Raw genomic sequence first — 23,546 nt, 5'->3', positions numbered from 1 at the left:
CAAAATTATCAGTATTGTGTGTGGTAGCATTGGCAGTAGTTAAACCGCTGTAAGCGTACACATTACTTGTGTTGTCTGTAGAATCTCTTCGAAGATGGAAAAATTGTTATACATGATATTAATAAATTTCTTAACTTTAAGCTATTGCGATAGCAATTGTTGTATTGTTTAACCTGAAATTATTTGATTATGCTACCGTTTAGATCTGAAATTAGAAATTCGCCAACCCAGCCAACCATCAAAATTTTTTTAAGTGATGAATCTTTAGATGAAAAGATAAAAAAGCACTTAGAGCATTTTAAGGAAATTGATACTATTGAAATAGCCGAAAGTATTGGGCAAAACAGAGCAAGCGAAAGTATTACCGTATTTTTAAAGGATGGTGTTGATATTAATAAAATGAAAACTTCTATAGACTCCAGTTTGTGGTGGTACTTTGAAGAAGATTTAGTAGATGAATAATAGGTTGTAATGAGTGTGTCTCGCTTTTGTTGATACAGCGTAAAAGATACTGTAACGCAGGATTGTTTTAGTATGAAATGGTTAAAAATAAAAAATCCCAAACGATGTTGATGTTTGGGATTTTTTATTAGAAAAACTGAAGCACGTTCAGTATAATGATTAATATCTGTAGTGTTCTGGTTTGTAAGGGCCGTCAACAGTAACACCAATATATGCGGCTTGATCTTCTTTTAATTCGGTAAGTTCTACGCCAATTTTTTCTAAATGTAATTTGGCTACTTTTTCATCAAGGTGTTTTGGTAGCATATACACGTTATTTTCATAAGCACTAGCATTATTCCAAAGTTCAATTTGAGCTAAGGTTTGGTTGGTAAATGAGTTACTCATTACAAAACTAGGATGCCCTGTAGCACAACCTAAGTTTACTAAACGACCTTCAGCAAGAATAATAATATCTTTTCCTTCAATGGTATATTTATCTACCTGAGGCTTTATGGTGTTTTTAGTGTGTCCATAATTTTGATTTAACCAAGCCATTTGAATTTCATTATCAAAATGACCAATATTACAAACTATGGTTTTATCTTTCATTGCTTGAAAATGTTCAGCACGTACAATGTCTTTGTTTCCTGTGGTTGTAATAACAATATCGGCATTAGCTACAACAGTTTCTAGTTTTTTAACTTCAAAGCCATCCATAGCTGCCTGTAGTGCACAAATTGGGTCAATTTCAGTTACTGTAACTATACTTCCAGCCCCTTTAAACGAAGCAGCGGTTCCTTTACCAACATCACCATAACCACAAACTACAACGCGTTTTCCAGCCAACATAATATCGGTAGCTCTACGTATAGCGTCAACAGCACTTTCTTTACATCCGTATTTGTTATCAAACTTAGATTTGGTAACCGAATCATTTACATTAATGGCAGGCATTGGTAATGTGCCATTTTTTACGCGTTCGTACAACCGGTGAACACCCGTTGTTGTTTCTTCCGATAAGCCATTGATACCAGCAGCTAATTCAGGATATTTATCCAAAACCATATTGGTTAAATCACCACCGTCATCAAGAATCATGTTTAAAGGCTGTCTTTCCTCACCAAAAAATAAGGTTTGCTCAATACACCAGTCAAATTCTTCTTCGGTCATGTCTTTCCAAGCATAAACAGCTGTTCCTGCAGCAGCAATGGCAGCAGCAGCCTGATCTTGCGTAGAGAAAATGTTACAAGAGCTCCAAGTAACTTCTGCACCAAGTGCTTGCAGCGTTTCTATTAGAACAGCTGTTTGAATGGTCATATGTAAACAGCCTGCTATTCTAGCGCCTTTTAAAGGTTGCTCGTCTTTATATTCTTCACGAAGACTCATTAAACCCGGCATTTCAGCCTCAGCCAATTCAATTTCTTTTCTTCCCCAATCTGCAAGCGTGATGTCTTTTACTTTATTTGCTACGTAAGGAATTGTTTTTGTACTCATATCAATTTTTTCTTTTGTTAATACCCAAACTTCATTGTGATTAGCACTTAAAATACTTAAATTCGCTTATCTAATAAGCAATGATGCTTTAGGCGATGCAAAGATAACTAATAACTTTCAGAATAATAAATGCCTCTATTTAAAACCATTGAAGCAAATTCACAAACCACGGTTAAAATTTGGAAGATTGAAGAATCACATGATGAACTGATGCAGCCATTAACCTTGAAACCCAATTCTATGGAGCGGGTTTTAGGTATGAAAAGTCAGTTACATCAAAGAGGTTTTTTAAGTGTGAGGCATTTATTGCGTGCATTTGGTTATACAGATTTTGATTTGTTTTATGATGAGCATGGGAAACCTCATTTAAAAGATGGTAAGCATATTTCTATAACACATTCGTTTAATTTTTCAGCTGTTATTGTAAGTGATGTTGAAGTAGGTGTTGATATTGAAAAGCACAGAGATAAGATTCAAATTATAGCTCATAAATTTATCGATTATGAGTTTGACTACTTGCAAAAGGAGGACTTAGATTATATTAGAAAATTAACGGCCATTTGGTGCGTGAAAGAATCCTTGTATAAATTATTTTGTGTACCAGGTTTAAGTTTTAAAAATTGTTTTTTGGTCATTCCATTTAATATAACCGATGAAGAAACGGTTGCATGGATTGACTATAAGGATAAAAAATACCGTTATACTATTCACTTTTTAGAATTTGAAGGCTTTACTTGCGCCTACGCGATAGCTTAATGACTATTTACAGTCACATACAAAACGCTGTTAATACTAAAAGAAAGCTTTTGGCAGTATTGATTGATCCTGATAAATTTCAATTAGAAAATACCAAACAGTTTATACTAAAAGTTAATGCTTCTATAGCCACACACATTTTTGTGGGAGGGAGTACAGTACAGCAGAATGCGACGCATGCTTTGGTGATAGAAATTAAAAAATACACGCAGCTACCTATTGTTTTATTTCCTGGTGATGTAACACAAATTACCGGAAGAGCCGATGCCTTATTATTCTTATCGTTAATTTCAGGAAGAAACCCAGACTATTTAATTGATAAGCATGTTAAAGCAGTTCAAACATTGAAGGGTTTAAATTTGGAAGTGATTCCAACAGGATATATTTTGATAGATGGCGGGCAGATTACAGCGGTTGAAAGAGTAACCAAAACAAAACCGATGGTGGTAAGTGGACTTCAAGATATTGCAAATACAGCTAAAGCGGGACAGTTATTAGGTATGAAGCTAATTTATTTAGAAGCTGGGAGTGGTGCCAAACAGGCTGTGTCATTTGAAACGATAAAGCAGGTAAAACAAGATGTAAATATTCCTTTAATTGTAGGAGGCGGGATAAAAAGTAAAATACAAATAAATGAAGCCTTTACCGCAGGAGCTGACATGGTGGTTATTGGGACAGCTTTTGAAAAAGATGAAACGTTTTTTGAAGCAATAAACGAGGTGGGTGAAAGAAAGAAAATAAATACTAGCATAGCATGAGTGCAATAATTGATTGGCTGTTTTCTCAGTATCAAGATGTGGAAACTCATCTTATAGTTTTAGAATTTATTGGGGTGTTTTTTGGGTTTTTAAGTGTTTGGTTTTCAAAAGAAGAAAATATTTTAGTGTATCCTACAGGGATTATTAGTACGGCTATATTTGTTTATATACTGTTAGTTTATGGTCTTTTGGGCGATATGCTTATTAATGCATATTATTTTATTATGAGCATTTTTGGTTGGTATTATTGGTCGAGAAAAGATACAAATAACAACGATATACCTGTGACAGTAACAACATATAAAGAACAACTTTGGAGTCTCTTTATTTTTTTAGCAACTACCCTATTTGTGGCTGTTGTTTATGGTGTAAATGATAATTTTAATAATTGGACGGCTTATATAGATACCCTAACTACAGCCATATTTTTTGTAGGCATGTGGCTCATGGCTAAAAAGAAAATAGAAAATTGGGTCTATTGGATTATAGGAGATATTATTTCTGTTCCCCTATATTTATACAAAGGGTTGGTGTTTACATCGTTTCAATATTTACTATTTACAATAATTGCTATTTATGGTTATAGAGCATGGAAGAAAAGCTTAAACAAGAGCCTGCAGATTGCCTAAAGGTGGTATTGTTCGGCCCAGAATCTACAGGAAAAACAACGTTGTCAAGACAATTGGCAAGGTATTACAATTCGGTATGGGTACCAGAATATGCTAGAGAATACCTTCAAAATAAGTGGAATAATGAAAGAAAAACTTGTGAGGCTCATGATTTATTACCTATTGCAGAAGGACAAATAAAACTAGAAAACGAGTTAGCAACAAAAACAGATACCGTTTTAATTTGTGATACCGATTTACTTGAAACCAAAGTATATGCCGAAACAAGTTATGGCGGTAGTTGTGATTCTCTTCTTGGAAAATATGCTATTGAAAATTCTTATGATTTATATCTTTTAACGTATATTGATACCCCTTGGGAAGCAGATGACTTAAGAGATAAATCTGACCAGCGTAAAGAAATGTTTGAAGCCTTTGAAAAAGCATTAATAGCACACAAAAAACCTTATGTTTTAATAAAAGGAAATAAAAAAAAGCGGTTAGAAGTAGCCGTAAAACATATTGATAATCTATTTAAAGCGCGTAAATAATGTTTTCAGAAAAAGATTTGAAGCAGATACATGATAAAGGAATCACTGTTGATCAGGTTAATGCTCAAGTAACACGACTAAAAAATGGCATGTCTTATTCTGATTTACTTAGTGCTGCAACTATAGGGAAGGGTGTTGAAAGCTACAATACCAATGAGATTGATGAATTCATTAGGCTATATGAAGCTAAGCAAAACGACTTATCTATAGTGAAGTTTGTACCAGCCTCAGGTGCTGCAACCCGTATGTTTAAGTTTTTGTTTAAATTTTTAAAAGGGTTTAACCCTAAAGAAGAAACTATAAGTAGTTATGCGGAACGGCACAATGACGATTTAATATTACAGTTTGTAAATAACTTTGAAAATTTTCCGTTTTACCAAGAGGTAGTGGCTAAGGCAAAAGCTTTAGATATCAATTTTGAAGTGCTTTCTGATAATGATAAGCTCGTTAGAATGGTGTCTATAATGCTTGATGATGAGATCTTAAAATATAGTTTTTTACCTAAAGGGTTGTTGCCCTTTCACAAGTATAAAAACGGAACGGTAACTGCTTTTCAAGAACATTTATTTGAATCTACTTTGTATGCGTCTTCAAATGATAAGGCAAACTTACACTTTACCATATCAAAAAAGCACCATGCCTATTTTATAGATCTCTTAAATAAGATAAGAAAAACATTAGAAACCAATACGAACACCCATTTTAATGTGTCTTTTTCTTATCAAAAAGAAGCTACAGAAACGGTTGCTTTAGCTAAGAATGGGAAAGTTTATAGAAATGAAGATGATTCTATACTATTTAGGCCAGCTGGCCATGGGGCTTTACTCGAAAATTTGAATGATCTTAATCACGATTTTATTTTTATAAAAAACATTGATAATATTGTAGTAGCAGACAGAAATATTGAGGTGTCAAGTTTTAAAAAACTTCTAGCAGGTGTGCTATTTGAAACACAGGAAAAGGTGTTTGCTTTTCTTCATAAATTAGATGAGGCCGGCATAACCGAATCAGACCTTAAGGTTATGGTTTTATTTTTGAGATACAGACTAAATGTGCCCATTGAAATTCATTTTGATGCCCTTAGCAAACAAAAAAAGATAGATTATTTAAAGGATAAGTTCAACAGACCACTTAGAGTGTGTGGCATGGTAAAAAACCAAGGAGAACCTGGTGGCGGACCGTTTTGGGTTAAAAATAAATCGGGTAATGTATCGCTTCAAATTGTGGAGTTTGCTCAGATAGATTTTAGAAGAAAAAGTCAGCAGGAAATTGTTTATAAAGCCACGCATTTTAACCCTACAGATTTGGTTTGTGGCGTTAAAAATTATAAAGGCGAAAAATTCGATTTAAGAAATTTTGTTGATCCAGAAGCAGCTTTTATAACTTTGAAAACACATAATGGATCTGAAATTAAAGCTTTAGAATTACCGGGGTTATGGAATGGAAGTATGGCGTATTGGAACTCTATTTTTGTTGAAGTGCCTTTAGAAACATTTAACCCCGTTAAAACGGTAAATGACTTGTTAAAACCAGAGCATCAACCGTTAATATGATACATGATGTAGCTGCTTTATTAAAAGAGCTGAAATATAAGGCTGTAAGGAGCTCTGGAGCGGGCGGACAACATGTAAATAAGGTGGCTTCAAAAGTTGAACTTTCTTTTGATGTAGCACAAACCCAAGCACTCAATAGTATACAAAAGATACGACTTCGTAATAAACTGAAAAATAGACTAACTAAAGAGGGCATTCTAATACTTCAATGTGATGACAGCAGGAGTCAGTATAAAAATAAAGCGCTAGTGACTAAACGATTTATGCATTTAGTAAAAGGCGCTTTAAAGCCTCAAAAGGTAAGAGTTTCAACAAAAGTGCCAAAATCTGCTATTAGAAAACGTCTTAAAGGTAAACGACTCCATTCGGAGAAAAAGGAAAGTAGAAGAAAACCAGATGTTTAAAAATAATCAAGATTTCTTGTTTAAAATTGCCAACTGGTTATTACATTTGCACCGTTCTCAAAAAGGGGTGCCTATTTCGGCTGAGATCATACCCATAGAACCTAGAACAGGTAATGCTGTTTAGGGACAGACGTAAAGTTTTTTAAATAGAAAGAAACACTTGAAAAACGTTTACGTACCAATTATCTATTAATTAGAAAAGAATAATTACCTCTTTTTATTCGGTTAAACCAATTAATCGACATGAAAAACAGTTTTCTTTTTTTAACATTTTTAGTGTTATCAGTCAGTGTGTATGCACAACAAAATCAAAAACTTCAAGATTCAACAACAACAGAAAAGCTTGATGAAGTTTTAGTAAAAGCAGTTCGTGTCAATGCAGATGCGCCAATCACGCATTCTAATGTTTCAAAAGAAGAACTTGCTAAACGAAATTTGGGGCAGGATATGCCTATACTATTAAATTATTTGCCATCGGTAGTTACCACCAGTGATGCGGGTGCTGGGGTGGGCTACACAGGTATTAGAGTACGTGGTACAGACGCTACTCGTGTTAACGTTACTATAAATGGAATTCCTTATAATGATGCTGAAAGTCAGGGTACTTTTTGGGTAAATCTTGGTGATATAGCCTCGTCTACTGAGAGTTTGCAATTGCAGCGTGGTGTAGGAACGTCTACTAATGGCTCAGGCGCCTTTGGTGCTAGTTTAAATTTGTTAACCGATGCCTTCTCAAAAGAAGCTTACGGTGAAATTTCTAATAGCTTTGGGAGTTATAACACAAGGAAACATACCGTAAAAATGAGTACAGGATTGTTAAATGATCACTTTGAAGTTTCAGGTCGTTTATCAAAATTATATTCAGATGGTTATGTGGATAGAGCCTTTTCCGATTTAAAATCTTACTTCTTACAAGGTGTTTATAAAGACAGTAACCGATTAATCAAAGCTGTTGTGTTTGGTGGATCTGAGTATACGTATCAATCGTGGTACGGATTAACTGCTGATCAGTTAGAGGAAGATAGAAGACAAAATCCGTATACTTATGACAATGAAACAGATAATTATTGGCAAGATCACTACCAATTTCATTGGAATGAACGATTTGATAACCAATGGTCAGCCAATCTTGGTTTAAATTATACTAAAGGAAAAGGATATTTTGAACAATATGAAGATGATACAGAGGACATAGATTTATACAACGGTATTGTACTTCCAACTGACTCTTATGTTAATGATGATGGAAATATCATTCCTATTACAGATGTAATACGAAGACGTTGGTTAGACAATGATTTTTATGTAATCAATGCAAATGCTACTTACAAGCAAGCAGGTGTTGAGGTTATTTCAGGACTTTCGTACAATACATACTTAGCCGATCATTTTGGCGAAGTCATTTGGGCAAGACGTTTTTCAGAAAATGCTGAAATAAGAGATCGATATTATCAAGGCGATGCCACTAAAAATGATTTTAGTGTGTTCTCAAAAGCCTCTTTTAATTTTGCTGAAAAGTTTACAGGGTATATTGACCTGCAAGGGCGTTTTGTGACCTACAAAACAAATGGGTTAGATTCTAATAGATCGGAGTTTGTTACTGATGCAACGTTTGATTTTTTTAATCCTAAAGTAGGTTTAACCTATAAACACAATGGTGCTAATAGTTTTTATGCATCTTATGCGCGCGCCAACAGAGAACCAAATAGAGATGATTTTAAGGCAGGTGTTACAGAACATGAAACCCTCAATGATGTGGAGATTGGTTGGCGCTATAACCGTTCAAAAGTGAGTGTAAATACTAATTTGTACTATATGTTTTATCAAAATCAATTAGTACTTACTGGTGAGTTAGATGATGTTGGAAGCCCTATAAGAGCAACCAGTGGTAGAAGTTACCGTCTAGGACTTGAAGTAGATGCCAAAATACTGTTTACCTCTAAGTTTAATATGAACACAAATGTGGCTTTAAGTAGCAATAAAAACCAGGATTTTAAGAGTAATATGAATGGCGAATTGGTGCATTTAGGTGATACTAATATTTCGTTTTCACCCGAATTGGTAATAGGTAATGCATTTAATTTTAGTCCCATAAAAAATATGCAATTGTCATTACTGAGCAAATATGTTGGAGAGCAATACATGGGGAACATTGATAACGAAGACTCTAAGCTTGACGACTATTTTGTAAATGATTTCAACGTGGTCTATGAATTGAAACCTAAAAAAGTATTTAAAGCCATTGTTTTATCGGCACTTGCTAATAACATTTTTAATGTTAAGTACGTTTCAAATGGTTATTTTGGGTCTTATGATTATTCTGACGCAACTAGTCCTACAGGAATAGCAACAGGTTATTATGCAGGGTATTACCCACAAGCTACGGCAAACTTTTTACTAGGAGCAACATTAAAGTTTTAGTTGTGACACAAGAAGAGCTTAAAAATTTTAAAGATTTAGGAATTGTAAAAACAGCAATTCCTAAATCTATCAATGTGCTTATTAAAACGTCATTTGAGTGGTTTTAATACATATAGGCGTCAGCTAAAATTGAGTTTGTATGATTTTAATTGAAAATTAAAAGATTGTTTCCAGAGGGCTCAACACGATATTGTTTTAAAGGACAACGTAAATTACCATTGTTTACAGCTAGGCCATTCAATAGGTTGTACTCATTTTTATCTTCACACCCACAAATGGCGTTAATGCCGTTTATTTTTAAAACAGAACAATTTTCAAATATATGGTTTGGGTCGGCCGCATCAAAGGCAATATAACTAGAACCAGTATTGTTTACAATAACACCACCATTCCCTGCATTAGAAATATAAACAGGGTTATTTGGAAATTGTAGTTGGCTGTATTCAGGCAGGGTTAGGTTAATAGATGTATTAACATCAACGTCTAGCAAAAAATTACAATTTCTATTATCGTCAGAGTTTTTACTGCATGAAAATAAGGTGATTAGGAAAATTAAGGGAAAAAGATATTTCATAGCTTAAAAATAAATTTGCAATTTACAACAAAAAGTAAATTGACTTAAATATTTTGTATATTTGTGCTAAATCTCGTGTAAACGAGATTTTTTTATTGCTGAATGCTTCGCTATAAAGAAGTTTTTTCAGCATATTTTTTTACTAATTAAATAATGACGTTATGAGTAAAGTATCATACTATACACCTGAAGGACTAAAAAAATTAAGAGAAGAATTACAGCAACTTAAGGATGTGGAGCGTGTTAAAGCCTCAAAAGCTATTGCTGAGGCTAGAGATAAAGGCGATTTAAGTGAGAATGCAGAATATGATGCAGCAAAGGAAGCGCAAGGTATGTTAGAGATGCGTATTTCTAAACTAGAGGAAGCCTTATCTGGTGCGCGAGTTATTGATGAATCGCAACTTGATACCTCAAAAGCCTTGGTACTATCTAAAGTAAAGATAAAAAATCAAACCAATGGGATGGAAATGACATACACTTTGGTTGCTGATGGTGAAGCTGATTTAGCTTCAGGAAAAATATCTGTAAATTCACCTATTGGTAAAGGCTTGCTTGGTAAATCAGTGGGTGATGTGGCTGAAATACAAGTGCCTAGTGGAGTGATGAAATTTGATGTTATTGAAATTACCCGATAGTTATATTAAATTCATCTAGTTTAATCCCGTTAAAACCGTATTTTTAAAAAGATTCCTGCTTATTTTTATCAGGAATCTTTTTTATATTTACAACACTTACCATCTCTCAAATTATTTATTATGGCTTCAATTTTTACCAAAATAGTTCAGGGCGAAATACCTTGTTATAAAATTGCTGAAACCGATGATTTTTTAGCCTTTTTAGATGTTAATCCGAACGCTAAAGGGCATACATTATGTATTCCTAAAAAAGAAGTTAATAAGGTTTTTGATTTAGATGAAGCAACCTATAATGGTCTAATGGCCTTCTCAAGGCAGGTGGCTTTAGCCCTTGAAAAAGCTGTACCGTGTAATAGAATTGGAGTAAGTGTTATTGGTTTGGAGGTGCCTCATGCACATGTGCACCTTATTCCTTTGCAATCTATGGAGGATGCCAGATTTATAAAAAAAGAAAACATGTCACATGAAGCATTTCAGGAACTGGCTGAACTCATTCGTTCTTATGTGTAAACTAGAGGTAAAATGTAAAGCCAGTAGCGGCAATAGCCAATAAAATAATCAATGTAATAATAAGCCATGATGTTTTTTTTAGGTGCGTAGATCTGTTACGTGGTTTCAATGCTTTGGTGTGATACGTTACTACACGTTCAATATCGTTGGTCCACCTTACAGGGTAAATAATGGTGCCGCAGGTTTTGCACTCTAACACTTGATGTATTTCTGGTGTTATAGACTTAATAAAACTATTTTCTGTTAGTTTTTGTTTAAATGTTAAACGCAAACCATCCCTACTATAGCATTCAGGGCAGTTGTTTTTTAGAGGGACTTCTTTAAGGTCAATCAATTTTTCTTTCATCATTTAAATGGTGCTTTGTAAACTAATTTGAATGGTTGTTCCTTTGTTTATTTCAGAGTGTAAAACCTTAATTTTTCCATTGTGAAAATCTTCAATAATACGTTTTGTTAAAGATAAACCTAAGCCCCAACCTCTCTTTTTAGTGGTGAAACCAGGTTCAAATATTTTGGAAAAATCTTTTCTTAATATGCCTTTTCCAGTGTCAGACACACAAACTTTCACATGGCTTTCAAGCTGTGAAACTTCAATGGTAATTTTACCTCTGCCTTTCATGGCATCAATGGCATTTTTAACCAAGTTTTCTATGGTCCAACTATACAATTGTTTGTTTAAACGTACAGGAATTTCTCCTTTTGGTGTAATCATTTCAAACGTTATCAAATCTGAAGATCTGGCCTTTAAATAATCATAGGAGTCTATAGTTTCTTTAATAATATCAGTAACTTCCAGAGTAGGTAGAGAACCTATTTTGCTAAAGCGTTCGGTAATTGTTTTTAGGCGTTCTACATCCTTTTCAATTTCAGCAATATAATCAGGTTCTACATTTTCGGTTTTTAGTATTTCTGTCCACCCAATTAAAGACGAAAGTGGTGTGCCAATTTGATGCGCCGTTTCTTTGGCCATACCAGACCATAGTTTATTTTGTGTGGCATTTTTATTACTACTGTAAAAGAAAAAAATAACGGCTCCAAAAAGTACAACAATAAGAAGAAGCGCCATAGGGTAATATTTTAATTTATTGAGTAGCGGTGCATTACCGTAGTAAATGGTGCTGTGAAGTTTACCGTCAAAAACAACATCAATAGGTGAATTTTCATTTTTAAATTGTTCAATAAGTTTGCTTATGCGGTTTGGGTGATTTAGATTATTATCCTTAATATTTAAATGGTTACCAATGGTGCCATCTGAATTGATTTCTAAAACAGGTGTGCTAGAATTACTATTTAGAATTTTTAGAATCAAATCAAGATTGGTGTCGGTATCAGAATTGATGAGTTCTGTTTGTGCAAACGACCAAATTTCCATTTTAGCACGTTCTTCTTCTTTAAAATGTTGAAAAAACTCATAGGTTTTCCATAAAATAAGAGAAACTATGGAAAAAGATGCTATGATGATAGCCCATCTGAAGGCATTACTATGCTTAGAGAAAATCATAAACCATTAGAATTGATTGGTAATATAATGCAAATCTGTTAATATTATTGCGCAAGTTGTTAGTAAATCGGTTTTTACATGAGTTGTACTTTAATTACATTTGTGAAAACTTAAAGGGGTAAATGCCGTCTATTGATCCAAAAAGCTTATCAACCAGTAAATTGCATGCTTATTTGTTAAGTGCTGTAGCGCCAAGGCCTATAGCTTTTGCTAGTACTATTGATGACGAAGGACGACCTAATTTGTCGCCTTTTAGTTTTTTTAATGTGTTTAGTGCTAATCCGCCGATTTTAATTTTTTCACCGGCAAGACGAGTTAGAGACAACTCTACCAAGCATACATTACAAAATGTTGAGACCACGAAAGAAGTAGTTATTAATGTGGTAAATTACCATATGGTACATCAAATGTCTTTTAGTAGTGCTGAGTTTCCTCAGGGTGTTAATGAATTTGAGAAAGCAGGGTTGCAAATGTTGGCGTCACATTGCGTTAAACCCTTCAGAGTGGCAGAATCACCTGTGCAGTTTGAATGTAAGGTAAACGATATTGTGAAACTTGGAAATGAAGGTGGTGCTGGAAATTTGGTGATTTGTGAAGTTGTAAAAATTCATATTGATGATGAGGTCTTAGATGAACATGAACAGATTGATCAAACAAAAATGGATTTAGTAGCGAGAGCAGGAGGAAGTTTTTATACCAGAGCCAAAAAAGGCTTTTTTGAAGTTCCTAAACCTACAACCAACTTGGGAATTGGTGTAGATAATTTTCCTGATCATGTGAAACAAAGTATGGTGTTAACAGGTAATGATTTAGGCGTACTGGCAAATATTGAGAAGTTACCCTCTAGTACTGAGGTCCAGCAATTTGTTGAAGAATTGGGGCGTAAGTATCCTAATATAAAAACAGCAGGCCCTAGAGAAAAGCACAAATTGGCACGTAATTACTTAAGTTTTGGTGATGTGCAGAGTGCTTGGAAAATTTTATTAAGTTAGAGAAAGAGTAAATAAATATAAATATTAGTAAATGGAAGTTCAAGGAAGAATTAAAGTGATTGGAGAAACTCAAAGTTTTGGAAGCAATGGGTTTAGAAAAAGAGAAATTGTAGTGACTACAGAAGAACAATATCCACAACATATTATGGTGGAGTTTGTACAAGATAAAACAGACTTACTGAATAATTACCAAGTAGGGCAACAAGTGAAAGTTAATATCAATCTAAGAGGGAGAGAGTGGGTAAATCCTCAAGGAGAAACTAAATATTTCAATTCTATTCAAGGTTGGAGAATTGAAGCATTACAGGCTGAAACAAGTGGTGCAAATATGCCGCCTGTGCCACCAGCAGATGCCTTTGAACCAGCAGGAGATTTAAACGAAGACGATCATGATGATTTACCGTTTTAACTAAAAACGGTTTTTATAAAACCAAAATGGTGAGAAGCCAATAATTAAACCTCAATGTTTTTATAAATGTTGAGGTTTATTATTTTTATCAACCTATGTACTATTTGACAGAAGATTTATGGTTTCCTGATGTTTCTGAAGCGTCTAGCGATGGTTTATTGGCTATTGGAGGCGATTTGTCTATACCCCGCTTATTACTCGCTTATAAAAATGGAATCTTTCCGTGGTTTGAAATAGAAAGCCCTATTCTATGGTGGTCACCAAACCCACGGTTTGTGCTTTTTCCCAATAAACTTAAGGTTTCAAAAAGTATGAAGCAGGTGATGCGCAATACAAATTTTGAAGTTTCTATAAACAGAGATTTTAAATCGGTTATTGAATCGTGTGCTAAAATAAAACGTTCTGGGCAATCTGGTACTTGGATAACTCAAAGTATGATTACGGCCTATACGAAGCTTCATGAGTTAGGGTATGCAAAATCTGTTGAGGTGAGGCAGGACACCATATTGGTTGGTGGGTTTTATGGTGTTGATTTAGGCAATGGTGTGTTTTGTGGAGAAAGTATGTTTGCTAAAGTGAACAATGCCAGTAAAGTAGCCTTTATCAGTTTCATTCAAAACACCAGTTATAAGCTTATTGATTGTCAGGTTTATACCAATCATTTTGCTAGCTTGGGTGCTGAAGATATGGATAGAACACAATTTATGGAATACTTAAAATGAGAGTGACCTAAATTTTAATAACCGCTGAAGTTAATACAAAAAGCGTGTTAAAGGTTTCAAGATTAAATGCTTCAAGTCTATGTTCAAGTCCAGTTTGTAATTTTAACGCTTGAGAGAGTTGCCATCCAATTTGAGCGGTAAGTCTAAGGTCTGTTTCAGGCTGATACAAGTCGCTTAAACTAAGTAAGCTTTCTACGGCACTAATTAAGTAAGTTTCTCCAATGTCTAGTTTTTCACCGTTCAACGGAAAGTCAACCGCAAATCTGTAACGCTGTCTGTAAACGGTTGAGGTTTTGAAAAAACGCTGCTCAAATCTTATTCGGTGTCCGTATCGAACCCCCAATTTTTGTTTGGTATAATTAAATTGTTCGGTTAACCTAAACTCATCACTACCTCTTTGAAACCAATCTCTATTTCTATAAAGAAATCCTAAACTTAACCTATGATTGTAGCTTAGTTTTAAGGATGAAAAATGTAAAAAATCAACTTGTTGCTGTAAATATTGAACATCAAAATCTGAGTATAAAATGTATCTGCTTCTTAATGCGATATTCATACCATAATTCTGCGAAACATTATGATTTATAGACAAAGAAGATTCTCCTAAAGTTGAGAAGTTTTTTTGTGCATGATTAAAAAAGGGGAATAAAAATAAAATAGTAAAAAAAATGTTAGTAAAGCGCATGCGAATAAGAAGATGAGGTTACGTGTCTTGCCTTTATAAATTGACCGTTGCTTCTGAAGGTAAATTCACTAAGTTGTCGGTCTTTCTTCTTTTTTGTTTCGGCGATAATCTCAAAATTATCAGGCATTTTGTTTGGGTTTTCAACAACCATTTGAATAAACTGTTTGTCTGGTTTCATGCCAGAATTCACGAACTGTTTTTGAATTTTTATGAACCTAACATGGTTGTAATGTGTTTCAAAATAACCTCCAATCTTTGCCTTTATTGTTTTAGGAATGTGCTTTTCTTTTATCACTATTTCTATGTCTTCAAGTTTTCCCAGGGTGTCAAATTCTATGCTAAAATGAAAGCCTTGTGTTTTTAATTTGGTTTCATAACTTACTTTGTCACCATCAGTTTCTCTATAAAACTTTAGATATTTTAACTCTTTTATAAAGTTATTGAAATAGGTACTTGTTACTTCTGGAAATTCTGAAGGTTTTACACGTACCTCCCGCTCATTTTTTGATTGCGAAAAACTCATAATACCGGCAAGTATGTAAATAAAGAGGCTAAACTTCTTCATATCTAAAACAGGTGGTTTCATGGTCATTAACCATACCAGTAGCTTGCATATGGGCATAAACAACCGTGGTACCTACAAACTTAAATCCTCTCTTTTTTAAATCTTTACTTATCATATCACTTAAGGCCGTATTAGCGGGTAATTCCTTCACACTTTTAAAAGCATTCTTTATTGGCTTGCCCTCAACAAATCCCCAAATATAGGTGCTGAAACTTCCAAATTCTTCTTGAATTTTAATAAAGGCTTGGGCATTAGTAACCGTAGCTTTTACCTTGAGTTTGTTTCTTATAATACCAGCGTCTTGTAATAGTGCATTAATTTTAGCTTGATCATATTGGGCTATTTTTTTGTAATCAAAATGATCAAAAGCTTTTTTGAAATTGCCGCGCTTGCGCAAAACAGTAATCCAGCTTAAGCCTGCCTGAAATGTTTCTAAAATTAAAAATTCAAAGAGTTTATCATCATCATATACAGGAACACCCCATTCTTCATCGTGATAAGCTTCATAAAGTGCATCTCCTTTACACCATGCACATCTGTGCTTTGTCATTGTTTTTTAATTAAAGGGTTTTAAACAATAAAGTTACTATTTCTATTGTAAATGCAGGTCAGAAAGCATGGTTTTATGAAACAAATGTTACCTGATGTTTTATAAAGGCATCGTTCCTTTGTAGCATGTTTAGTAAGGAGGTAGTTTCTTTTCAGACAAACATTATCAATTTGATAGAATATTAAAATAAAAATATATATGTTACATCCAGTTGTAAAGCATAGTTTAGAGAACAGCATGTCTTATGAAACCTATTCGGAACTAGTAAATAGGTTAGTTGAAATTAAAGGAACCACGGGTTCTGATTCATCTGAAGCCTTGGTAGAATATACCAAATTAAATCAGCGTCGTATGAAGCGATGGGATAAAACCACAAAAGTTTCAGAAGCAACCAAAGCCATGATTTCAAGTTTACCTCATAAAATGACCTGGTTATTGATTACCGAAAGTTGGTGTGGTGATGCAGCCCATGTTGTTCCAGTAATTAATAAACTGGCAGCGCTTAATGATAATATTAAGTTGCACATTGTATTGCGAGATGAACATCCTGAATTGATGGATATGTTTCTTACCAATGGGGCTAGAGCCATTCCAAAGTTGCTTATCATAGATGATGAAACGGGTGATGTGTTAAGTACCTTTGGGCCAAGACCAAGTGAAGCTACGCAAATGGTGAAAGCATACAAGGGCGCTCATGGAAAGTTAACAGCAGAGTTTAAAGAAGAACTTCAAGTTTGGTACAATAAAAACAAAGGTCAAAACATCATTGAAGACATTGCAAAGGAGCTCTGTAAATTTGAACCAAGCATGTGTTTATAATACTATTAGCGCCGCATTTAAATACGGCGCTTTTTTATTTCTTACCCTAATATAGTCTTAAAAGTTTCATAAAATAACGTCTAATTGTCTGGAAACAATTAAAGTATGACAAAAATCATCTTAATAAATAGGCTGGCAGATTAATTTTGTTTTAAATATTTTATGAAATTAGTTATGGAAGCTATCATTAAAAGAGGCATAGAACGCAGTATGTCTTATAAAACATATAGAGATTTAGTTAGGCAATTAGCAGAAGATAATGCTAATACAGGTATTGAAAAGACAGAAGCATACGCAAATCTTACCAAACTTAATGATAGGAGAATGAAACGCTGGGATAAAACCATTGAGGTTTCAAAGGTTGCCAAAAAGCGTATTGCTAATTTTAATCATAAAGTAACTTGGTTGGTTATTACAGAAAGTTGGTGTGGTGATGCGGCCCATGTTATTCCTGCATTAAATAAAGTAGCAGAATTAAATGCAAATATTACACTCAGACTCGTTTTACGAGATGTGAATCCAGAATTAATGAATGCTTTTTTAACAGATGGTAATAAGGCAGTGCCAAAGTTAATTATGATTGATGATGAAACAGGAGATGTTATTGCCACATATGGACCCAGACCTTCTGAAGCTGAAAATTATGTAAAACGGTTTAAAGCAAAACACGGTGCTTTAACGTTAGATTTTAAGGAGGATTTGCAGTATTGGTATAATGACAACAAGGGGCAAAATGTCATTGATGATATCACCCAATTATTGGGTCACATGCAATCTACCGCTTGCCTATAAAATAAAAGGTAATAGACCCTAGCTGGCTTTCTTTTGAAGGATCTGCACTAAATTGAGATTGTTTGGCATACTCTAAAGCATGTTGAATTAAACAATCATTTTTAGAAGTTGATGAGGTGTTCAAATAAGCATCGGTGACATCTCCTTCGGCATTTACATTAATGTTAACTACAATTTTGCCATCCACCTCACATAGGTAAACAGGTATGGGAATGTAAACTTTATTACGGTTTAATAATGAAAAGCTAATAGAGCTTTTGGCATTATTATTTTCAGCGTTTTGCTTTTTCAATAAATCATTAACCTTACTGAATTTAGATAGGTCTTCTTGATCTAGTTTAGAATCTTCAGGAATGTCATATTGTTTTGTTGAAGCAGTTTGCTGTAATCCTTCTTCTGTACTTGATTTTGGCACGTAATCTTCAGGAGGTGCAATACGTTTATAGGCCTGAGCAAAATGTTTCGTTTCCTGATTTTCATTAAAAGCATTATTGGTTTCGGCTTTAGCTTTGTTCATGTTTTCTAAAGCTTCAAGTACTTTTAATTCTTCTTCAGTTAACTCTTTTTCTGGTTCTAATTCATAATAGCTTTCAGATGCAATGTCATCCTTTTGTTTTAAGCTTAAATTGAATACAGAAAGCACTACAGTTCCTGAAACAAGACATGTTAAGATTAGGGCTCTATGTTGATTTGTTAGGTTCAAATCGGTACAATTTATAATAGAATTGTGTTCTAAATATACGTAAAATTATATATTTTGGTTTTTTAGCGCTTTAATGAAGTTTTCTATGGTCTGGGCATTCAGCACATTGAAATCTCCAATTTTTGTGCGTCTTAAAACTGATAAATGGGCACCAGAGTTAAGGGCTTTGCCAAAATCATGAGCTAAAGAACGGATGTAAGTACCTTTGCTACAAACCACTCTAAAATCAACGTGCAAATCATCAATTTTTGTGATTTCAAATTCTGAAATATGTACATGTCTTGGTTTTATTTCAACGGTTTCACCTGCTCTGGCAAATTCATATAAGCGTTTTCCATCTTTTTTAATTGCTGAAAATACGGGTGGATATTGTTCAATATCACCAATAAACTGTTTGGTAGTCTCTTGAATTAATTCTTTAGTGATATGTGTAGTTGAAAAGTGTGCATTGATTTCTGTTTCTAAGTCGTAAGAAGGTGTTGTACTTCCCAAAGCAAAGGTGCCAGTATATTCTTTTATTTGCGCTTGAAAGGTATTTATCTCCTTGGTTTTTTTACCTGTACAAATAACCAAAAGGCCAGTCGCCAAAGGATCTAGGGTGCCAGCATGTCCTACCTTTATTTTTTTTATGTTAAAGGCCTGACGTATTTCCCAGCGTAATTTGTTAACCACTTGGAAAGAGGTCCAGTTTAAAGGTTTGTCAATGAGTAAAACCTGTCCTGAAAGAAAGTCTTCAGCTGTTTTCATATTAGTTGGCAAACGAAAAAATAATAGCAATAACGCCAACTATGGCGCAGTATATGGCAAAATAGGTCAACCTACTTTTTTTAACCAAAGCAATCATCCATGTGCAAGCAAAAAGCCCTGCTATAAAAGCTGCTATAAATCCAATGGATAATGCTGTGAAATTTCCACTGTTGTATGACAAATCACCACTTAAAACATCTTTGGCTATTTTTCCAAAAATTAAAGGAACAACCATTAAAAAAGAAAATCGAGCAGCTTTGGTTTTGTCATTGCCCAATAACACCGAAGTTGAAATGGTTGCGCCAGAGCGTGAAATACCAGGAAGCATAGCAACAGCTTGTGATATACCAATGACAAAGGCGTTTTTAAAGGATACTTTCTTGCTTGTATCTTTCGCTTTATCCGCTAGATATAACAATGCCGCTGTAATAATCAGCATAAACCCAACCAGAACAATATTACCCCCAAAAAGTTGTTCAAGCTGCTCTTCAAAAAAAAGACCAACTATTACGGCAGGTATCATAGATATGGCTATTTTGGCAATGAACTGTAAATCATCATTCCATTCAAATTTTAAAGCTCCTTTAATGAGCTCTAAAATGTCTTTTCTAAAAACTACTATGGTGCTTAGTGCGGTAGCAAAGTGAAGTACTACTGTAAATAATAAGCTTTCTTCTGGTACAGAATGATCGCCTAAAATGGCTTTGCCTAATTCTAAGTGCCCACTGGACGAAACGGGTAAGAATTCTGTTAAGCCTTGAATGATACCCAAAACAATTGCGTCTATAATTTCCATGGCGCAAAAGTATTAAAATACTTATATAATAAGCTGGGCCCTCAGTAATAAAATCGTATTTTTAAGATACAGATAATGTATAATGAAAATAGTAATAGCACCTGACAAGTTTAAACACTCCATGACAGCGATCGATTTTTGTCGAATTGTACAGTGCGAAATGAAACGTTTAAACCAAAATCTTGACGTATTTTCATTTCCCCTAGCCGATGGTGGTGATGGTACCATTGAAGTGGCCAATTATTATTTGCAAGGCGAGCTAATTTCATTAGAGGTGAATAATCCGTTTTTTCAACCCGTTAAGGCTAGTTATTTGTTTTCTGAATCAACCGAAACAGCTTTTATTGAAATGGCCGAAGCTTCGGGCGTTAAACTTTTAGACCCTCAAGAACTTGATTGCAAAAATGCCACAACTTTAGGTACAGGTGAAATGATAGTGGATGCTATAAATCGGGGGGCTACAAATATTATTTTGGGGATAGGCGGAAGTGCTACAAACGACTGTGGTATTGGAATGGCTACTGCTTTAGGGTATCAGTTTTTAGACGAAGAGAATAAAACAGTGCGCCCGATAGGCGCAAATCTTTCAAAAATTAAAGCTATTGATGTAGCCCAAGTGACCCCTAAATTATTCAATGTGAATTTTGAAATAGCTTGCGACGTTACCAATCCGCTTTATGGCGAAAATGGTGCAGCTTATGTTTATGCTGCCCAAAAAGGAGCTTCGGCAACCGATATTGAAATGTTAGATCTGGGTTTAAGAGATTTTTCTAAAATATTGCAAGCTGTGTTTCAAGTAGAACCTCAGTTGGTTAAAGGGGCGGGAGCCGCTGGAGGTATGGGGATTGCTTCAAAGGTGTTTTTAAATGGAAATTTAAAGTCGGGTGTTCAGTTGATTAAAGATTTGGCTAATTTTGATAGTGAGTTACACGGAGCCGATTGGGTTATTACAGGCGAAGGCAAGCTGGATGAACAAACCTTGTCGGGAAAAACCATTGAAGGTGTACTGCGTTCTGCAAAAGCCCAGAACGTTAAAGTAGCCGCGTTTTGTGGTGCTGTAACATTAGATAAGCAGGCTATTCAAACCTTTGGGATTGATTATGTTGATGCCGTTGATAATTACGCGAGTTGTAAAGATGACGCTATGCATAATGGTGCAAAATATCTAAAGAAAATAGCGGCAAATTTTTTAGAGAATATATGATGAATTACTTCTTATTCGGATTTAGAAGAATGGCATAAATTTGAATTCCCAAACCAATTAAAACTAATGTTGGTGCTAATCGAATACGTCTCCAACTAAAAATTTCAGGATTAAACACATTTGGGTCGTCACTACCGCCACCCGCCATCAAAATAAAGCCTAAGGCAATGACAGCAAGCCCGATAAACATAAACTTGTAGTTTTTCTTGTCAAATACAAATGCGGGTTTGGCTACCTCTTTACGCTTTTTTTCTCCCATGGTTAATTTCTAAAGACTTATGCGTTGCAAAATAAAAGATTTATTTAAAATTATGGTGTTAATAGAACACTAATTTCTGGTTTCTAAATTAATAATATAACTCGTCTGTTCTTAAATTAAGAAAACGTTGTGTGGCAAAATGAGTGCTAATCCAAGTGATTACAATACCTAGTCCAAAAATAATGACAAAGAGTAAACTTACTAAAACAGGATTGCTTAATAGCTCTAATTCAGTAAAGGTTTTATTCAAATAATACAACACAATGGCCATGCCTATTAGGGCTAAAAAGGCCCCTATCATACCAAGACGAATGCTTTTCCATATAAAAGGACGTCTAATAAACTGCTTCGTGGCGCCTACCATTTGCATGGTTTTTATGGTAAAGCGTTTTGAGTATACTGCCAGTCTAATAGAACTATTAATTAACAATACCGCAATTAAAGTAAAAATGCTGCTAATGACTAACACCCAAAAACTTATTTTTTTCACATTATCGTTCATAAGATTGACTAAGTCATTATCATAAGTCACTTCTTCTACAAAATCTTTATGTAAGGCTTCGGTTGAAATTTTTTCAAGATGTTCAGACGTTACAAAATCGGCTTTTAAATGCACGTCAATAGAATTTTGAAGCGGATTGTACCCTACAAAATCCATAAAATCTTCACCGTTTTCAGCTTTCATAAATTCGGCTGCTTTTTCTTTTGAAACGTATTCGGTAGATTTAACATAATCGGCCATAGCCAAACTTTTCTCTAGCTGTTTTGTTTCAACCTCTTTAGCAGAATCCTTCAGATAAATTGTGAGTACAACCTGTTCTTTAAAATGATCTGAAACCTTTTTAGCATTAAGAATAAGCATGCCCAACAATCCTAATAAAAACAATACTAAGGCTATACTTAAAACAACAGAAAAATAAGAAGAAATAAGTCGACGCTTTTGATGCTTTTCAAATGATGAGCTCATAGAGTGTTTCGGATTAATGCTGTAAAAATAAGAAAGTATGGTTAATCTATGTTTATCATTAACTAAAACAAATCAAAATTGTTGTAACCCTAGCGTAATTTAGGTTTTTTGCTAATTAAATACACGCCTATAATGACAAAAAAGCAGCAAATGAATTTAATGATGTTGAGGTCTTCATTGTAGCGATTATTGTGAAATACCAAGGATAAGACAAGAACAATAGCAAAACTTAAAGCAGGTTGCACATATGAATAGCTACCAGCCACTGATGGCGACACCTGACGAAGCGCATAAATATTAAAAAGAAAGGCTAAGAAGGTGGTGAAAATAATAACGTAAGCAATAACAAGATACGTATTGGTGTTAAAAAGAGAATAGTTTGTAGCATATAAAACATCTTTTAACCCCAAAGGCATTAAAAACAGCAAACCAAACAAAAATACCCAGCTAATAATGGTGATGAAATGATACTTTTTCATGAGTGGTTTTACGGTAACTTGGTATAATGAGTAAAACAGCACATTAATAAAAATAAAGAGATTGCCTAAAAAGCTACTGGTGCCTTCGGCTGTTTGGCCGTACCATACTAAACCAAGGGCGCCTACGGCTCCAATGCTTAACCCCACAATCTTATTTTTTGTGGCTTTCTCTTTAAGCAGAATCATGCTTAAAATAAAAACAACCGCTGGTGCTGATGTCATGATGATAGCGGTGTCAACGGGAGAAGTTAAACTCAGCCCATGAAAGAAAAATAGCTGATTACATGAAGCCCCAAAAAGACCACAAAGTCCCAATCTGAGGAAATCTTTTGTTTCAACCTTTTCTTTAATAAAGGCTTTAATGAACCAAAACAAAATAGCAGCACCTAAAACACGAAAAAACACAAAAGGAGTCGGACTCAGTTTATTGGGCATAATCCCCTTGGCAATAAAGTGATTGGCAGCATAGATGGCATGTGTGCCAAACAAGGCTAGGTGCGCTTTTATGATGTGGCCTTTAGTCAAAGGGGTTATAAGGTTTTAAAGTAGGTGTTGGTTAAATGGCTTCAAAAGTAAAGGTATTATTTTACAATGTTTTAGGAAAGGCATTTTTTATGGTTTAATCTCGGGTATTTCTAATTAAAACGT

General features: G+C 34.4%; 30 protein-coding genes. 17 read left to right on the top strand and 13 right to left on the bottom strand.

The window, feature by feature from the left end:
- Positions 1-189: 189 nt before the first annotated feature.
- Positions 190-462, top strand: a complete 273-nt coding sequence (locus KFZ70_RS03780) for a hypothetical protein (protein WP_139696983.1) — start codon at positions 190-192, stop codon at positions 460-462.
- Positions 463-621: 159 nt separating this feature from the next.
- Here the strand turns inward: KFZ70_RS03780 and ahcY are convergent, their stop codons facing one another.
- Entirely contained in the window at positions 622-1,938 is a 1,317-nt protein-coding gene (ahcY, locus tag KFZ70_RS03775) for an adenosylhomocysteinase (RefSeq protein ID WP_139696984.1), read from the bottom strand.
- A gap of 129 nt (positions 1,939-2,067) precedes the next feature.
- On the opposite strand from ahcY, the gene KFZ70_RS03770 reads away from it, so the two are divergent.
- The 8 genes from KFZ70_RS03770 to KFZ70_RS03735 all read left to right on the top strand — a co-directional run bounded on the left by KFZ70_RS03770 (position 2,068) and on the right by KFZ70_RS03735 (position 8,989).
- Positions 2,068-2,694: a 4'-phosphopantetheinyl transferase superfamily protein gene (locus KFZ70_RS03770; RefSeq protein WP_139696986.1), complete on the top strand. Its 627-nt coding sequence runs from the start codon at positions 2,068-2,070 to the stop codon at positions 2,692-2,694.
- A 50-nt stretch (positions 2,695-2,744) separates the two neighbouring features.
- Positions 2,745-3,452: a geranylgeranylglyceryl/heptaprenylglyceryl phosphate synthase gene (locus tag KFZ70_RS03765; RefSeq protein ID WP_407515934.1), complete on the top strand. Its 708-nt coding sequence runs from the start codon at positions 2,745-2,747 to the stop codon at positions 3,450-3,452.
- Complete coding sequence (pnuC, locus tag KFZ70_RS03760) at positions 3,449-4,081, top strand: nicotinamide riboside transporter PnuC (protein ID WP_139696990.1); 633 nt, start codon at positions 3,449-3,451, stop codon at positions 4,079-4,081. Before KFZ70_RS03765 ends, pnuC begins: the two co-directional genes overlap by 4 nt.
- Positions 4,042-4,611, top strand: a complete 570-nt coding sequence (locus KFZ70_RS03755) for an AAA family ATPase (RefSeq protein WP_139696992.1) — start codon at positions 4,042-4,044, stop codon at positions 4,609-4,611. Before pnuC ends, KFZ70_RS03755 begins: the two co-directional genes overlap by 40 nt.
- Positions 4,611-6,164, top strand: coding sequence for a DUF4301 family protein (locus KFZ70_RS03750; protein ID WP_139696994.1), 1,554 nt, complete (start codon positions 4,611-4,613; stop codon positions 6,162-6,164). The genes KFZ70_RS03755 and KFZ70_RS03750 overlap by 1 nt, the downstream gene beginning before the upstream one ends.
- A complete protein-coding gene (arfB, locus tag KFZ70_RS03745) occupies positions 6,161-6,568 on the top strand; it encodes an alternative ribosome rescue aminoacyl-tRNA hydrolase ArfB (protein WP_139696996.1) in 408 nt (135 codons plus the stop codon). Before KFZ70_RS03750 ends, arfB begins: the two co-directional genes overlap by 4 nt.
- The gene (locus KFZ70_RS03740; protein WP_262709370.1) at positions 6,561-6,692 is read left to right on the top strand and encodes a hypothetical protein; all 132 of its coding nucleotides are present in this window, start codon (positions 6,561-6,563) and stop codon (positions 6,690-6,692) included. Before arfB ends, KFZ70_RS03740 begins: the two co-directional genes overlap by 8 nt.
- A gap of 119 nt (positions 6,693-6,811) precedes the next feature.
- Positions 6,812-8,989 (top strand): TonB-dependent receptor, encoded by a 2,178-nt coding sequence (locus KFZ70_RS03735; protein ID WP_139696998.1) that lies wholly within the window; start codon positions 6,812-6,814, stop codon positions 8,987-8,989.
- A 145-nt stretch (positions 8,990-9,134) separates the two neighbouring features.
- On the opposite strand, the gene KFZ70_RS03730 is transcribed toward KFZ70_RS03735, so the two are convergent.
- The gene (locus KFZ70_RS03730; RefSeq protein ID WP_139697000.1) at positions 9,135-9,563 is read right to left on the bottom strand and encodes a hypothetical protein; all 429 of its coding nucleotides are present in this window, start codon (positions 9,561-9,563) and stop codon (positions 9,135-9,137) included.
- Positions 9,564-9,724: 161 nt separating this feature from the next.
- On the opposite strand from KFZ70_RS03730, the gene greA reads away from it, so the two are divergent.
- Positions 9,725-10,198 carry a transcription elongation factor GreA gene (greA, locus tag KFZ70_RS03725; RefSeq protein WP_139697002.1) on the top strand — a complete coding sequence of 158 codons (474 nt, stop codon included), beginning with the start codon at positions 9,725-9,727 and terminating at the stop codon, positions 10,196-10,198.
- A gap of 120 nt (positions 10,199-10,318) precedes the next feature.
- Entirely contained in the window at positions 10,319-10,708 is a 390-nt protein-coding gene (locus KFZ70_RS03720; RefSeq protein WP_139697004.1) for an HIT family protein, read from the top strand.
- A gap of 1 nt (position 10,709) precedes the next feature.
- Here the strand turns inward: KFZ70_RS03720 and KFZ70_RS03715 are convergent, their stop codons facing one another.
- Both KFZ70_RS03715 and KFZ70_RS03710 read right to left on the bottom strand, forming a co-directional pair.
- Complete coding sequence (locus KFZ70_RS03715) at positions 10,710-11,057, bottom strand: hypothetical protein (protein WP_233244046.1); 348 nt, start codon at positions 11,055-11,057, stop codon at positions 10,710-10,712.
- Positions 11,058-12,209, bottom strand: coding sequence for a PAS domain-containing sensor histidine kinase (locus KFZ70_RS03710; RefSeq protein WP_139697006.1), 1,152 nt, complete (start codon positions 12,207-12,209; stop codon positions 11,058-11,060). It abuts the gene before it with no gap.
- Between the two features lie 122 nt (positions 12,210-12,331).
- Here KFZ70_RS03710 and KFZ70_RS03705 point away from each other — a divergent pair, with 122 nt between their 5' ends.
- From KFZ70_RS03705 to aat, 3 genes are all read left to right on the top strand, one after another.
- Entirely contained in the window at positions 12,332-13,201 is an 870-nt protein-coding gene (locus tag KFZ70_RS03705; protein WP_139697008.1) for a flavin reductase family protein, read from the top strand.
- 31 nt (positions 13,202-13,232) lie between these two features.
- Positions 13,233-13,610: a DUF3127 domain-containing protein gene (locus KFZ70_RS03700; RefSeq protein ID WP_139697010.1), complete on the top strand. Its 378-nt coding sequence runs from the start codon at positions 13,233-13,235 to the stop codon at positions 13,608-13,610.
- Positions 13,611-13,705: 95 nt separating this feature from the next.
- Entirely contained in the window at positions 13,706-14,332 is a 627-nt protein-coding gene (aat, locus tag KFZ70_RS03695; protein ID WP_139697013.1) for a leucyl/phenylalanyl-tRNA--protein transferase, read from the top strand.
- 7 nt (positions 14,333-14,339) lie between these two features.
- On the opposite strand, the gene KFZ70_RS03690 is transcribed toward aat, so the two are convergent.
- The 3 genes from KFZ70_RS03690 to KFZ70_RS03680 all read right to left on the bottom strand — a co-directional run bounded on the left by KFZ70_RS03690 (position 14,340) and on the right by KFZ70_RS03680 (position 16,132).
- Positions 14,340-14,888, bottom strand: coding sequence for a DUF2490 domain-containing protein (locus tag KFZ70_RS03690; protein WP_233244047.1), 549 nt, complete (start codon positions 14,886-14,888; stop codon positions 14,340-14,342).
- Positions 14,889-15,003: 115 nt separating this feature from the next.
- A complete protein-coding gene (locus KFZ70_RS03685) occupies positions 15,004-15,582 on the bottom strand; it encodes a hypothetical protein (protein WP_139697016.1) in 579 nt (192 codons plus the stop codon).
- A complete protein-coding gene (locus tag KFZ70_RS03680; protein ID WP_139697018.1) occupies positions 15,569-16,132 on the bottom strand; it encodes a DNA-3-methyladenine glycosylase I in 564 nt (187 codons plus the stop codon). The genes KFZ70_RS03685 and KFZ70_RS03680 overlap by 14 nt, the downstream gene beginning before the upstream one ends.
- A gap of 198 nt (positions 16,133-16,330) precedes the next feature.
- On the opposite strand from KFZ70_RS03680, the gene KFZ70_RS03675 reads away from it, so the two are divergent.
- The gene (locus KFZ70_RS03675) at positions 16,331-16,951 is read left to right on the top strand and encodes a thioredoxin family protein (RefSeq protein ID WP_139697020.1); all 621 of its coding nucleotides are present in this window, start codon (positions 16,331-16,333) and stop codon (positions 16,949-16,951) included.
- Positions 16,952-17,113: 162 nt separating this feature from the next.
- Positions 17,114-17,743: a thioredoxin family protein gene (locus KFZ70_RS03670; protein ID WP_233244048.1), complete on the top strand. Its 630-nt coding sequence runs from the start codon at positions 17,114-17,116 to the stop codon at positions 17,741-17,743.
- Here the strand turns inward: KFZ70_RS03670 and KFZ70_RS03665 are convergent.
- The 3 genes from KFZ70_RS03665 to KFZ70_RS03655 are packed head-to-tail and all read right to left on the bottom strand — an operon-like array spanning position 17,727 to position 19,989.
- Positions 17,727-18,446, bottom strand: a complete 720-nt coding sequence (locus KFZ70_RS03665; RefSeq protein WP_233244049.1) for a hypothetical protein — start codon at positions 18,444-18,446, stop codon at positions 17,727-17,729. The genes KFZ70_RS03670 and KFZ70_RS03665 overlap by 17 nt on opposite strands.
- 45 nt (positions 18,447-18,491) lie before the next feature.
- Positions 18,492-19,193, bottom strand: coding sequence for a tRNA pseudouridine(55) synthase TruB (truB, locus tag KFZ70_RS03660; protein WP_139697021.1), 702 nt, complete (start codon positions 19,191-19,193; stop codon positions 18,492-18,494).
- A 1-nt stretch (position 19,194) separates the two neighbouring features.
- The gene (locus KFZ70_RS03655) at positions 19,195-19,989 is read right to left on the bottom strand and encodes an undecaprenyl-diphosphate phosphatase (RefSeq protein WP_139697023.1); all 795 of its coding nucleotides are present in this window, start codon (positions 19,987-19,989) and stop codon (positions 19,195-19,197) included.
- A gap of 82 nt (positions 19,990-20,071) precedes the next feature.
- Here KFZ70_RS03655 and KFZ70_RS03650 point away from each other — a divergent pair, with 82 nt between their 5' ends.
- Positions 20,072-21,193, top strand: coding sequence for a glycerate kinase (locus tag KFZ70_RS03650; RefSeq protein ID WP_139697025.1), 1,122 nt, complete (start codon positions 20,072-20,074; stop codon positions 21,191-21,193).
- 4 nt (positions 21,194-21,197) lie between these two features.
- Here the strand turns inward: KFZ70_RS03650 and KFZ70_RS03645 are convergent, their stop codons facing one another.
- The 3 genes from KFZ70_RS03645 to KFZ70_RS03635 form a co-directional block, all read right to left on the bottom strand.
- Positions 21,198-21,452, bottom strand: a complete 255-nt coding sequence (locus tag KFZ70_RS03645) for a DUF3098 domain-containing protein (protein ID WP_139697027.1) — start codon at positions 21,450-21,452, stop codon at positions 21,198-21,200.
- An 88-nt stretch (positions 21,453-21,540) separates the two neighbouring features.
- Positions 21,541-22,419: an ABC transporter permease gene (locus KFZ70_RS03640; protein ID WP_139697029.1), complete on the bottom strand. Its 879-nt coding sequence runs from the start codon at positions 22,417-22,419 to the stop codon at positions 21,541-21,543.
- A gap of 89 nt (positions 22,420-22,508) precedes the next feature.
- Positions 22,509-23,423 carry a DMT family transporter gene (locus tag KFZ70_RS03635; protein ID WP_139697031.1) on the bottom strand — a complete coding sequence of 305 codons (915 nt, stop codon included), beginning with the start codon at positions 23,421-23,423 and terminating at the stop codon, positions 22,509-22,511.
- Between the last annotated feature and the right edge of the window lie 123 nt (positions 23,424-23,546).

The sequence above is a fragment of the Allotamlana fucoidanivorans genome, assembly GCF_045788535.1.
In the GTDB taxonomy this organism is placed as follows: Bacteria; Bacteroidota; Bacteroidia; order Flavobacteriales; family Flavobacteriaceae; genus Allotamlana; species Allotamlana fucoidanivorans.
Note: the sequence above shows the minus strand (reverse complement) of the source record. Positions and strands in the feature narration are given on the sequence as shown.